Annotated in this window: 9 protein-coding genes, 1 tRNA gene and 1 pseudogene; 6 read left to right on the plus strand and 5 right to left on the minus strand. The window is 42.7% G+C overall.

Annotated elements, in window-relative coordinates; translation table 11 throughout:
• The first annotated feature begins 196 nt into the window (after window positions 1-196).
• From K333_RS0107275 to K333_RS0107285, 3 genes and pseudogenes are all read left to right on the plus strand, one after another.
• A complete protein-coding gene (locus tag K333_RS0107275) occupies window positions 197-2479 on the plus strand; it encodes an outer membrane beta-barrel protein (protein ID WP_202900237.1) in 2283 nt (760 codons plus the stop codon).
• 147 nt (window positions 2480-2626) lie between these two features.
• Window positions 2627-3034 (plus strand): annotated as a pseudogene (locus K333_RS0107280) (ATP-binding cassette domain-containing protein); the annotation flags it as partial.
• Window positions 3035-3181: 147 nt separating this feature from the next.
• A complete protein-coding gene (locus tag K333_RS0107285; protein WP_238314470.1) occupies window positions 3182-3589 on the plus strand; it encodes a hypothetical protein in 408 nt (135 codons plus the stop codon).
• A gap of 621 nt (window positions 3590-4210) precedes the next feature.
• Here K333_RS0107285 and K333_RS0107290 read toward each other — a convergent pair.
• Together K333_RS0107290 and K333_RS0107295 are read right to left on the minus strand one after the other, a co-directional pair.
• Window positions 4211-4837, minus strand: a complete 627-nt coding sequence (locus K333_RS0107290; protein ID WP_027452516.1) for an FKBP-type peptidyl-prolyl cis-trans isomerase — start codon at window positions 4835-4837, stop codon at window positions 4211-4213.
• Complete coding sequence (locus K333_RS0107295) at window positions 4837-6402, minus strand: glycine--tRNA ligase (RefSeq protein WP_024990328.1); 1566 nt, start codon at window positions 6400-6402, stop codon at window positions 4837-4839. The genes K333_RS0107290 and K333_RS0107295 overlap by 1 nt, the downstream gene beginning before the upstream one ends.
• Before the next feature lie 170 nt (window positions 6403-6572).
• On the opposite strand from K333_RS0107295, the gene K333_RS0107300 reads away from it, so the two are divergent.
• Window positions 6573-9305 (plus strand): DNA gyrase/topoisomerase IV subunit A, encoded by a 2733-nt coding sequence (locus K333_RS0107300; protein WP_024990329.1) that lies wholly within the window; start codon window positions 6573-6575, stop codon window positions 9303-9305.
• Window positions 9306-9387: 82 nt separating this feature from the next.
• On the opposite strand, the gene K333_RS0107305 is transcribed toward K333_RS0107300, so the two are convergent.
• Complete coding sequence (locus tag K333_RS0107305; protein ID WP_024990330.1) at window positions 9388-10500, minus strand: SGNH/GDSL hydrolase family protein; 1113 nt, start codon at window positions 10498-10500, stop codon at window positions 9388-9390.
• 160 nt (window positions 10501-10660) lie between these two features.
• On the opposite strand from K333_RS0107305, the gene K333_RS0107310 reads away from it, so the two are divergent.
• A tRNA-Leu gene (locus K333_RS0107310) sits at window positions 10661-10742 on the plus strand.
• Window positions 10743-10817: 75 nt separating this feature from the next.
• Window positions 10818-11483, plus strand: a complete 666-nt coding sequence (locus K333_RS0107315) for a B3/B4 domain-containing protein (protein WP_024990331.1) — start codon at window positions 10818-10820, stop codon at window positions 11481-11483.
• On the opposite strand, the gene K333_RS0107320 is transcribed toward K333_RS0107315, so the two are convergent.
• A complete protein-coding gene (locus K333_RS0107320) occupies window positions 11484-12203 on the minus strand; it encodes a tRNA1(Val) (adenine(37)-N6)-methyltransferase (RefSeq protein WP_024990332.1) in 720 nt (239 codons plus the stop codon).
• A gap of 30 nt (window positions 12204-12233) precedes the next feature.
• The gene (locus K333_RS0107325) at window positions 12234-13766 is read right to left on the minus strand and encodes a vWA domain-containing protein (protein ID WP_024990333.1); all 1533 of its coding nucleotides are present in this window, start codon (window positions 13764-13766) and stop codon (window positions 12234-12236) included.
• Window positions 13767-13933 lie beyond the last annotated feature (167 nt).

The raw sequence follows: 13933 nt of genomic DNA on the forward strand, positions 1-13933 counted from the left end.
CACAAAAGTGTAACGATATAATTTGGAGATATAAATATATTTGCAACAGAAAATAAGCCTATTATCTAGACATTGCAAAGATAGCAGAAGAAAATCTTTTTCTATGCCAGATTCCAGATGTACAAGGGCTAAAGATATAAATGTAATATGATGAGGGAAATTATTTAAATGTTATAAAATAATGAAGCATTTTTTTATGATGCTCCTGTTTCTGATGTTTTCCAAAGGAGCATACTCTCAAATGAGTGTAAAAGGAAACATTGTAGATGAGAACGACAAGGAAGTATTTGGATGTTCTGTCAGAATTCTGTCGTCAGATTCAACATTCTTATTTGGTGGCGTAACAAATGATGTGGGTGAATTCCATATTAAAGGTATAGAATCGAATAACTTTATCGTTCATCTGTCATATGTAGGCTATGAAGACCAATATATTACCTGTAAAAATGCATCGGATGATGTTGATATGGGAAAGATCAAACTGATGGTATTACCAAAGACTTTAGGTGAGGTAAAAGTCATTGGTAGTAATAAAATTCAGAAAATTGACAGACAGATACTTATTCCTAGCAGTCTGCAACGGAAGGCATCCAGTAATGGACTTTTGTTACTGCAGAATTTAAGTCTTCCACGCATTGAGATCAATTCTATTAACAATAGCATAGAGATGACTACAGGAGGGACAGTTGAATTACAAATTAATGGAGTAAAGGCAAAGCTTCCTGAGGTGAAATCTCTAAGACCTGACGATATAGCAAAGGTGGAATACCATGATAATCCGGGATTGCGTTATGGAAATGTGGGAGCTGTCATTAATATTATTCTGAAACGGAGGAACTCAGGTGGAAATTTCTCAGTCGATTTAACCAATGGCATAAATAAAATCGGAACAGGAGATTATAATGTTTCCGCTAATTATCATTTTGGAAGTTCGTCTTTCAAGTTTATGTCTAATTGGGAACGCAGAGATTTGAAATGGATACGCGAGAATGTTGAAACCTTTAATGGAACAGCGACTTCACTATACAATGTGGAAACAGGCTTGCCTACAAAGGTAAAGTATGACAGGATGAATTTCCTGTTAGGTTATGACTATAGTAAAAACAACAATCTACTAAGTATCAACTACAGACAGTCATATATGGATATGCCCTATTCCATATCAGACAGAGAATCCGAGCTTACAAGTGCTGGACAGGAATATAGAATATCCGATCATGAGAATTCGAGGGAAAATATACCTTCATTAGATATTTATTACCAGACAGAATTGGCTAAAGGTAAGAATCTATTTATTGATGTGGTAGGAACCTATATCAATACTAAGGACAATAGGCATTTTGCTCAAAGAGGAGTAAATTCTGTTGAGGAATATGCATCGCAGACGAAAGGTAATAAATATTCGCTCATCGCTGAGGCTATCTATGAGCAAAAGATTAAAAATTCCATGTTATCACTTGGCATAAAACATAATCAGGCCTTCGTTTCCAATAATTACGGTGGAACCATCAATGCGAATATAAGCATGCGAACAGCTGAGACCTATGGGTATGTGGAATTTATGTCTAAGGTAGGGAAATTGGTATACACCATGGGTAGTGGTGTAATGAGAACATATAACAGTCAGGGAGATGTAAGCCAGAGTAAAATTATTTTTCGGCCAACACTTAAATTGTCATACAATCTGACCAAGAATTTACTTGTTAGATACACTGGCTATATTTCAGGTTATTCTCCATCATTATCAGATATGAATGATGTGAGCCAGAATATAGATAATTATCAAGTTAGACGAGGTAATCCTAATCTTAAGACCGTGATGTTCTTCTCTAATGATTTGACCATCAACTGGAAGTATAAATGGTTGGATCTGGATTATCTTATCAGATACAGCTTTGATGACAAGCCTTTGATGGAGACGACATTGTTCGAGAATAACAAGTATATACGTACAATGGAAAATCAGAGGGGGTTTCATCGATTGCAGAATAATTTAAATTTGAAGCTGATTCCTTTCGGTGAAAATTTTCAGATTAATGTCAGCACATACTTCAACAGATACATAAGTGAGGGGAATAATTATACCCACACCTATTCTGATTTCGGTGTAAATGGTTCTGTTACCTTTCTAAAAGGTAATTGGTTCCTGATGGCTAATGCCAGCAAAGGGCATAAAATACTATGGGGAGAGACTTTAACCAAGGAGGAAACTCTACATTCGATATCTGTCGGCTATAATAAGGATAACTGGGGTATACAAGCTCAGATGTTGAATCCTTTCAGTAGCAGGTATAGTCAGTATGTAGAAAACTGGTCAAAGCTGGCTCCTAACAGGCAGGATGCTTTTTCGCATGACCTGAACAGAATATTCATGCTTGAAGCATATATCAACGTAGACTTCGGTAAACACAAGAACAATGTAAACAAACGAATAAATAATAGTGATACCAATTCTGGCATTTTGTCAGGAAGCAAATAGAAGGTATAGCTATGATTGATTAGATATTTAATTTATGCGCATTTTAAATATAAAAATAGAGGTAGCTGAAAATCTATAAAAGAGTAAGCATATAACTCTAATCCTTAAAAAAAATGGAAAAGAAAATTTTAAAATCAATGGAAAGTATTGTTGAAGGCCGCACGGATAGCGTGCATCCACGACTATGTTATGTCATTGCCACTGAAGTACAACACGAAGATAGGACGTGACGGCGTGGGACTGAGCCAGGGACAGCGGCAGCGCATCCTTATCGCCTGTGCGGTGTACAAGAATCCCGACTACATCTTCCTCGACGAGGCCACCAACTCGCTCGATGCCAACAACGAGCGGGCTATCGTGGAGAACCTCGACACGTTCTATCGTGGCAAGACCGTCGTCATCGTCGCCCACCGCCTGAGCACGGTCAGGAATGCTGACCAGATTGTCGTCATCGACCATGGAAAGGTCGTCGAGACGGGCAACCACGAGACGCTGACAGCAAAACGTGGTGCATACTACAATCTTGTCAAGAATCAGTTAGAGTTGGGAAACTGACGAAAGTCATCTGCTATCGCTTAGCAGAAGAGCAAACGAAAAAAGATACAACCAACCGCAACAAGACTTTGAAATATGGACAACAACAAGAATGACATAGACAACATAGAACTGCGGAGTGAGAAGGTGCGCCACATCATCGGGCAGGTGCCTCCAGCCCTTGTACGAACCGGAACGTTGATCATTTCCCTTGTCGTCATCGCCCTTGCCATCGCTTTCTACACCATCCGCTATCCCATCACGATAGAGGCGCAGGGCAAAGTCACCACCAACGATACTGTAGAAGTCCTTGTTCCTTACAAATACCTCTATCTCTTTGATGAGCCGCGCACGGCACGCATTACCCTTGAAGGACAGGACGATGACGTTGCCCCAATCGTGTGTTCCATCACCAACCACAACGACAAGCTGCTCGTCGTAGACGGAAACCATTATTTTACCGCTAAGACTTACATCCGTTCTAATGGAAGCAACGTACAGCCTGGATTGAAGGTCTCTGCCCGTATCGTTGTCAGCGACAAAACGCTGTGGCAGCAGATATTCAAAATGTATTAATGCAATTAGTAGTTGTGGGCATTTTCTATAGTTTACTGATTATGTTAGACTTTCTAGATGCCCTAATCTTATATTAAGTTCAATTACTTACTGCCCATATATTGTATTTTGCAAGCCCTGCTCAAGTTAACAAACCTTTCTATTCCTTAACATTCAACCGAAGAAAGAGGCTCATAATTCGCAAATTCAGAAATAATAACGGGTTTATCATGAATATTTAAAATATGAACAAAATGTATTTGACTGATTATCAGCGAGTTGAGATTTCGGCATTTGATTTTATTCTCGGAAAATACCGGATTTGTAGCATTTCTTAGTTAACTGCATAAGGCTACAAATCTATTCGCGTAAGTTTACGAAGTTAACTGCGTAAGCTGATGAAGTTAACTTCGTTCAAAAACACAACCTTTTGAGGATTGTTTTCGATGCTTTTTGAGAGTGAAAATGCAGTTATATGCTCTAGATGAAGCAAAATTCGGAACATTTTTTCTTTAACAGTTCCGCGATAAAGTTTAAAAATTGTGAAGCCGAAGTGGACTCGTTCGGGTTGCAAATAAAAATAAGGGTATGCCGTAATGGCATACCCTTATACTATATCTATATTATATGTGATATTATACCTTATTTAATATATACCTTCTCTCCTGCTCTGAAAATACCTACAAGTTTGATATTAAACTTCAGTGTAGAATAAGCTGGAATATATGCGGACGTGCCCTTGGTACCTTGATCGCTTGTACCATAAGCCAACGAATAAGGAATATAGACTTCCCATTCGTCACCTTTGTGCATACTCAACAAGGCTGTAGAGAAGCCATCAATAAATCCTAATACTGAGTTCTTACTAGGACGTGCTGTCAGCTCACTGAACTTTCCTGTCCACGACTTATTAAAGCAATGGCCATTGATCAGATAACCGGCATAGTGGACAACCACGGAATCTGTCGACATCACACGCATCGTATCCGTTCCACTCTTCAGCACCCTCGCAGCGATATAATCCTCATCATTATAAACGAGTTTGTTAGTACTGTTTGAGGTCTGTCCAACATATGAATACTTCAGCAAGACTTTCCAGTCAGCCGTATTGTTTCTGGCTATCTTCAGCGTATCACTGAAAGCCTTCACATTACGCTCCTGCCAATTGGCATAAGTCGTGTCCTCATCGGTATCCTCGCTACATGATGTCAATGATACCATTGCCATCATGCCTGCGAACATATAATATTTTAGGTTCTTAAGATTCATCACTTATCTAATCCTTCGATTTTCTTACCTAGTTTCTTCAATACAGAAGTGATACTTACACGGTCTTCGATGATAGAGCGCAACTGATCGATGTCTACACGCTCCTGCTTCATCGTATCACGATAACGTAATGTTACCTTATGATCGTTTGGAGTATCATGGTCTACGGTGACACAGAAAGGTGTACCTACTGCATCCTGACGACGATAACGCTTACCGATAGAATCCTTAGGATCGCCATAGTGAGTATTGAAGTGGAACTTCAGATCGTTCACGATGCTCTGTGCCAACTCTGGCAGACCGTCCTTCTTATCCAATGGGAACACAGCACACTTCACTGGTGCCAATGCCTCTGGCAACTTCAATACGATACGGGTATCACCATTTTCCAGTTTCTCCTCGGTATAAGAATGACAGAGAACAGAAAGGAACATACGATCTACACCAATTGAGGTCTCTACATCGTATGGAGTATAGCTTTCGTTCTTCTCAGGATCGAAGTACTTGATATTGGTCTTAGAATACTTCTCATGCTGAGAGAGGTCGAAATCTGTACGAGAATGGATACCCTCTACTTCCTTGAAACCGAAAGGCATCTTGAATTCGATATCGGTAGCTGCATTAGCATAGTGAGCCAACTTCTCGTGATCGTGATAACGATAGTTCTCGTCACCCATGCCGAGAGCCTCATGCCATGCCAAACGTACTTTCTTCCAGTACTCGAACCACTTCATCTCTGTACCCGGCTGGCAGAAGAACTGCATCTCCATCTGCTCAAACTCACGCATACGGAAGACGAACTGACGAGCAACAATCTCGTTACGGAATGCCTTACCAATCTGAGCGATACCGAAAGGCAACTTCATACGACCGGTCTTCTGAACATTCAGATAGTTCACGAAGATACCCTGTGCGGTCTCTGGACGAAGATAGATTTTGCTGGCAGCCTCTGCTGTAGAACCCACCTCGGTAGAGAACATCAAGTTGAACTGACGAACATCTGTCCAGTTCTTTGTTCCAGAGATTGGACAAACGATGCCCTCATCCTCGATGATCTGCTTCAGAGCAACCAAGTCTGGTCCCTGCATAGCCTGAGTGTAGCGGGCGTGCAAGTCATCACGCTTCTTCTGATAATCAAGAACACGAGGATTAGTAGCACGGAACTGAGCCTCATCAAAGCTCTCACCAAATCGCTTGGCAGCCTTCTTGACTTCCTTCTCGATTTTCTCCTCATACTTACCGATCTGATCTTCTATCAAGTTATCAGCACGATAACGCTTCTTAGAGTCACGGTTATCGATCAATGGGTCATTGAACGCGTCAACGTGACCACTGGCCTTCCATACGGTAGGGTCCATGAAGATACTGGCATCGATACCTACGATATTGCTGTGCAGCAATACCATACTCTGCCACCAGTACTGTTTGATATTATTCTTGAGCTCGACACCATTCTGACCATAGTCGTAAACGGCTGAGAGACCACCATAAATTTCTGAACTTGGAAAGACGAAACCATATTCCTTACAATGGCTTACTATCTTCTTGAAAACATCTTCTGCCATGACTTTATATATTTTAATAATTTAGGCGCAAAGATACAAATTTTTTCCGGAAGGACGAGCGAATTTCCTTATTTAATGTATGTGTTAACATCAATTAAGTTCATCTATACCCTGAATTTTGCCGTTTCGATTTTTTTTCTTATCTTTGCATAAAATTTTGAAAGACATCTATGGACGACGATAAGAAAAACAAACTCAACGGGGAAGAGGAAGAACTCGAGGAGGAATTATCCACGGATACTCATTCCGATTATAAGCCTGCCGACAGATTCGACGCTTCTGCCGTTCATCACCTTTCGGGTATGTACAAGAACTGGTTTCTTGACTATGCCTCATACGTTATCCTTGAACGTGCCGTTCCGCACATCGAGGATGGCCTGAAACCTGTGCAGAGACGTATCCTCCATTCTATGAAAAGAATGGACGATGGACGCTACAACAAGGTGGCCAACATCGTAGGACATACCATGCAGTTCCATCCTCACGGTGATGCTTCTATCGGAGATGCTCTTGTGCAGTTGGGACAGAAAGACTTATTGATCGACACACAGGGTAACTGGGGAAACATTCTTACAGGTGACCGTGCTGCTGCACCTCGATATATAGAAGCCCGACTTAGTAAGTTTGCCCTCGAGACGGTATTCAATCCTAAGACTACAGAATGGCAACTTTCTTACGATGGAAGAAACAAGGAGCCGATCACGCTCCCTGTAAAATTCCCGTTGCTGTTGGCTCAGGGTGCCGAAGGTATCGCCGTGGGTCTGTCGTCAAAGATTCTTCCACACAATTTTAACGAACTATGCGATGCTGCCGTTCATTATCTCAAGGGTGAGGAGTTTCATCTTTATCCTGACTTTCCTACCGGTGGCGCTATCGACGTGGCCAAATACAACGATGGTCAGCGCGGTGGTGTGCTAAGGATAAGAGCTAAGATTGAGAAACTCGACAATAAGACGCTCGTGATCCGTGAGATCCCGTTCGGGAAGACGGCGAGTTCCCTTCAGGATTCTATCACGAGGGCTATCGAGAAGGGTAAGATCAAAGCCCGAAAGGTAATAGACATGACTGCACGAGAGGTGGAGATCCAAGTACAACTTACTCCGGGAACTTCATCTGACAAGACCATTGATGCCTTATATGCTTTCACCGATTGTGAGGTCAACATTTCACCTAACTGCTGTGTCATCGAAGACAACAAACCGCAGTTCCTTACCGTCAGCGAGGTACTGAAACATAGTGTCGACCGCACAATGGGACTGCTCCGCAAGGAACTGCAGATCCGCATGAACGAACTCAACGAGCAACTTTTCTATAATTCGCTCGAGCGTATCTTCATCGAGGAGCGCATGTATAAGGAGAAGAAATTCGAACAGGCCAAGAACCAAGACGAGGTTGTTGCATTCCTCGACACGAAATTCGAACCTTACAAGAAGGATATGATTCGCGAGATTCTGCGTGAGGATTATCTCAAACTGTTGGAAATCAAGATGCAACGTATCTTGAGATACAACAAGGATAAGGCTGATGAACTGCTTGCCAAAATCAAGGCGGAAATCAAGGATATCAAGCACGACTTGGCTCACATGACTGATGTTACCATAAACTGGTTTGAATATCTCAAACAGAAATATGGTAAAGATCATCAGCGCCTTACTGAGATTCGTAGTTTCGACACTATAGATACGACAAAGGTTGTAGAGGCTAACCAGAAGCTATATATTAACCGTTCTGAGGGTTTCATCGGTATGGGTCTCAAAAAGGACGAGTTTGTATGTAACTGTTCCGACCTCGATGATATCATCATCTTCTACCGAGATGGTAAGTTTAAAGTCATCAAGGTGGCTGACAAGATTTTCGTAGGCAAGAATATCCTATGGGTTCAGGTCTTCAAGAAGAACGACAAACGTACCATATACAACTGTGTTTATCGTGATGGTAAACTCGGTAGTTATTTCATCAAGCGCTTCAATGTCACTTCTATGACCCGTGATAAGGAATATGATATCACTCAGGGTACTCCTGGTTCTCGTATCATCTACTTCACAGCTAATCCAAACGGAGAAGCTGAGGTCATCAAGATTACTCTCAACCCTGATCCTAAGAAAAAGAAGCAGAATATCTTCATGGAACGCGACTTTGCTGATATCCTTATCAAGGGACGTGCCGCCAAAGGTAACTTGCTCACGAAGAAGGGTATCCACCGCATCGGTCTGAAGAGTCACGGTCACTCTACTCTCGGTGGTAGAAAGGTTTGGTTCGATCCTGATATCAAACGACTCAATTACGATGAACATGGTCGATTCTTGGGTGAATTCGCTGATGATGACCAGATTCTCGTTGTATTAGACAATGGTGAGTTCTATGTGAGCAACTTTGATGCCAACAACCACTACGAGGACAACATCCTACGTCTGGAGAAGTGGGATATGCACAAGTTGTGGACAGCCGTACTCTATGATGCTGACAACGAAGGGTATCCATACATCAAGCGCTTCACGATGGATGCTACCAAGCGTCATCAAAATTTCTTGGGCGACAATGCGAACTCTCAGTTGATTCTGCTCACGGATACCGTTTATCCTCGCATCCAGATGACATTCGGAGGTGATGATGCTGTACGTCCGGCCGAGGAAATTGATGCAGAACAGTTTATTACTCAGAAGAGTTTCAAGGCGAAAGGAAAACGTCTAACCACTTACAAGATTGAAGAAATCAAGGAGTTAGAACCTTTGCGCTTCCCTGAACCTCCTGCTGAAGAACAGCAACCTGAAGAGGATACTGAGGACGAAGAGGTGGAAAACCTTGATCCCGATAAGGGAAAGACGGAGCGCGAGGTTGCCGATGAGATTACCGGTCAGACGGAACTTTTCTCCGACAAGGACTTTGACCCTGAGACGAAATAAAACGAAAGATATCATATACAATAAAAAGAGAAATGACGGATGTCATTTCTCTTTTTATTTTCCACCGTGCCACTTACACGATTTACCAGTTCATCAGTTTCTTGAGATAAGGCAGTAGTTCACTGGCCATCTTCTGATGTTGCGCCTTACTCGGATGCCAACTTGCGCCATAGCCCAAATCACCCATCTGATGACTCATATCAAAGCGATAGATTTGCTTATCACCTTTCTTGTTAAAGTCTCTGCAGATTCTATTCAAGACGTCCTTCTGTATATTTGCTTCCTTGTCTTCAAGCATGGAACCGGTAAGGAGAACGATCTTCGCTTCCGGATATTTACTTCTCACCAAAGTCAAGAAAGAGCGATAACTTTTCTCGAAGAGTTTGACATCATAATTAGGTGTAGACAGGTCATTAGTACCTAAATTGATGCATACCAACTGTGGACGATATTTCGAGAAATCCCATTTCTCCGAATGATCATTAAACAACGTGTATTCATATTGCCAAGGCATATTGTCTGATGACCCTTCCTTCGGACCATCATAATTACGATAAGCCCCTATTCCACTTCTTGAGATACTGGTGTGCCAGGCATGAAGTGAGTCACTCACAATGTTAGCATACGTGAGATAGTGATTCTCTGTCTCATCTTCGAAAGGATCGGTCTTCTCAACACTCTCTGCTCCATATCCACAGGTTATCGAATTACCGATAAACTCAATCTTACGTTCAGGAATTGCAGGAGGAGGTAACAGACGGGCACCCTCATCAAGTACGAAACCCTTGAACTCCGGGTGAGTGAACAAGCCTTCCATACAATACATAGCTCTTACCGTATGTTTCCCCTGAGGCAAGGCTACCGCAAGTGTCACGAGAGAATCCCGTTGGGCATTGAATCCCACCTTAAAGGGTTTGCTATTATCTATCGTGACCATGAAATAACCTGTCTTCGGTCGACAAAGCATCTTGATAGACGTACCTTCGAAATTAGACAGGATCGTGACACCCGGGAAATTGAACATGGCCTTGCCATCTTCCATCCGCACACGTCCCATATACTGGATATTCGGGTCACTGGCCTTCACGATGGTACCCTCCACAGGAAGAGTCGTTGATACTTTTTCTGACTGAGCTTTCGCTGTCAACATCGCAAAGGCTGCAAACACTAAGGTTAATACGGTATGTTTCTTCATATTCTATAATTTTATTATTGAACTCTTCAAAATACCAGATTTACACGTGCAAATATAGAGAAAACTATCAAGAAAAGAAGCTTTTTTAGCTTAAAATGCAAATTTATCGCCAATAAATTTCTCAGTATAAAATATTTTTGTACCTTTGCAAACGAATCTCGCGCCTGTGGCGGAATTGGTAGACGCGCTAGACTTAGGATCTAGTGGTGAACGCCGTGTAGGTTCGAGTCCTATCAGGCGCACGAGTCAAATGCTAAGCTGTTGTTCTCAACACTTAGCATTTTTTGTTTTTACGATAACACATATCACATATAACCATGAAGATAATAGTATCTAATGAGATAGAATCTGTATGTCCTGATTTCGTGGGAGCCTGTCTTGAGGCAAAGGTCGTAAACAGTAAATACTGTCAGCCTCTTTGGGATGAAATCCATGCTTTAGGTGAAAAGTTTAAAGCTACGCTCACGACTGAGAGTCTAAAAGAGATTTCGGGTATCGCCGCTACCCGACGTGTATATCGTGCCTGTGGTAAAGATCCTTCACGTTATCGCCCTGCTGCCGAGGCGCTCATTCGAAGAATGCTCAAGGACAAAGAACTTTATCAAATCGATACACTTGTCGACTTGGTAAACTTGGCCTCTATCGCCTATGGATATAGTATCGGTGGATTTGATGCTGACAAATTTGAGGGCGACACACTTACCTTGGGCATTGGAAAAGCCGGCGAACCTTATGAAGGCATCGGCAGAGGAATGATCAACATCGAAGGACTACCGGTATATCGTGACAGGAAAGGTGGTGTCGGAACACCAACAAGTGACAACGAGCGCACGAAGATGACTATCGACACTACACATTTCGTAGTACTTATCAATGGATACGACGGCAATGAAGAGCAGGTAAGAGCCAATGCTGAATATATACAGACTCTAATCCGCAAATATTGTCAGTCTGACGGTGGCAGCTATTTTATCTATCGATAGTTATCCTTTTACATCGTGGAAATCACTCATCAGATTGAGATACCAATCCGAACGGGTGCCATCGGCATTCCGCATACAATAGACGTATTCCTGTGGATTATCCACCCAACCTTTCTTATGCACTAGGACAAATCGTTTAGGTTCCTTGCGCGGCACGGTCTTGATCTTGTAGAGATTCTGCAATCTGAAACCTTGCAACAGACATTCGGCAGAAAAGTCGCTCAATACCTCACCTGGAATACATACGGAGAATACGCCACCATCTTGCAATAATTCATAGGCTCCACGAATGAGAACGGCAAAAGGAAGACTCGAGGTGTGACGTGCTCGCGTCTTGCTCAAGTTGTCACACTCCAGACTTTTGTCAAAATACGGCGGATTGCACACGACACTATCAAAGATACCCAATTCTCCACAGGCTTTCTTCGAAGCATAGAAATCCTGGAACGATTGATGATGCAGAGTGATACGCTGTCCCATCGGAGAGTTTCGAAAGTTCACCTCGGCATCGCGTATAGCCTGATCGTCTATCTCTATGGCCGTAATCTCCGACTGCGGATAACGCTGTGCCAGCATCAATGAAAGTACACCCGTACCCGTGCCGATGTCAAGGATCTTTCTTCCACCCTCAGAAAGTGTACCCAACAGATCGGCATCCGTTCCCACCTTCATAGCGGCATAATCCTGTTGTATTGTAAACTGTTTATATCTAAATTGCATAATCCCTTATGTTTCTTTATACTTAATATCTTAATATCTTCGTATCCGATGATAAGTAATCGTATCGATATGGGCGAAGAACTGCTCCCAGTCATGACTTTCCTCATCCTCCCGAGATAAGATTTTCAAGCCATAGAACTTAGTACCCGTCTCACGATATTCGTGCAACTTATGGATATAATGTGACGGTGGCATCGGTATCATGAAATCCGTCACCCATAGTACATCAGCATTCACATAATGTCGCTTGTCATCATCCAACAAATCAAACATCACCTCCATCATGCGGACAGCACTCGTTCCTCCACCGATAAACGGCATCTTGCCACGTTCAAAGTTGGCAGTTTCCTCCTTAAAGCCTACTTTCATCATACGCTTCTCCTTGCGGCGCTGCATCAGGTCGATGGCCCTTACAGATACCGAGAAGTCTATTAGAAAGCAATCCCTGTTCAGTCGTTCTGCTGTCTCCTCGACCAACGACAGCAAAGAAGAAGTGATACGCTGAGGAACACCATACATACTTGCCGAGGTATCGATACAAACGATCATAGGGCCTCGTCGCGAAGCATGCGTAAAACCGAGTTTACGCGAAGGCTTACTCATCTCCGACTTATAGCGGAAAGTCTGCAACCGGCGCGTACGATATTTGTAGATGAAGATATCCTCCATATCATCATCGGTATATTGAGCCAACTCCGAAGGCAACAGACTGTTCAAGTCATCACCAATAGTGATGCCTTCGATATCACTGCCACTGGAATGTTCCATCTTCATGCTCAACCCCGAGGAAACCGTAAGTCTCGACTTTCCTTTAGCATCAGCCACACGTCCCATACGGGCCACGATTTCACCTATAGCCGGATAACGGTCTTGTATCTTCACCGTACGAAGTTGCCGCTCAAACTCCGTCTCCGTCCACATTCCATCCATCAAGTCCCATGCTTGTGCCGCCTGTGCCTCTGTTACATTGTTGCGCTTCATATAATGCGACACTTGATCCATAACCCGATGTAATGCAGTTTCAAAGTTAGCCTTACGGATAGCGATATATTCAGAGAGCTTACGGTCAACATGCCGGTCAATACACTCCTGCCAATCATGCGCCAAGCGCTGCCAAAGAGCCTCATCCAAAGGATTGGAAGTATGGTATAATTCCTCAAAGAAGACCTTATCAAAGCCATCCTCACTATGCTTATCGTCCAGTTCTGCGAGGAGCGCATAGAAACGAGATTTATCCATACGTTCCACCTCACTCATCGCCAACATTTTCTCTATGCGATGGTGTTCTGTCCACGCCCGTTGCTGTTGAAACTTCTGATGATTAGCGCAGTCGGTTATAAAATGGCCCACCTGTGAGTAGAACATCTTACCACGCAAGGCACTCGTCATCACCTGTGTATGATAATGTTCATCCCGCATCAACTCCAACAGATAATCCATCAGTCTATCACGTTGCTTATCCCACGGCGCACGCAGGAAAGCTGTATTCTGAGACGAAGGGATTACACCATGCTGACAGTAATCCAACAGAACCTTAAGATATATATTAGTAGAGTTTGGCAAGGTCTTGGCGTGTAAAAGCTATCTCTTTGTAAAAGTCTTTCAGATATGAACGAATCTCTGAGCAGTCATCCTCACTCACGAAAAGATTATCAGAGATAGATTCATCCAGATGGCGCACATCGTCACCAATTTGCTCGATAACATCCTCGAAACTACGCACATGCTCT

This window comes from Segatella albensis DSM 11370 = JCM 12258, assembly GCF_000426565.1.
In the GTDB taxonomy this organism is placed as follows: domain Bacteria; phylum Bacteroidota; class Bacteroidia; order Bacteroidales; family Bacteroidaceae; genus Prevotella; species Prevotella albensis.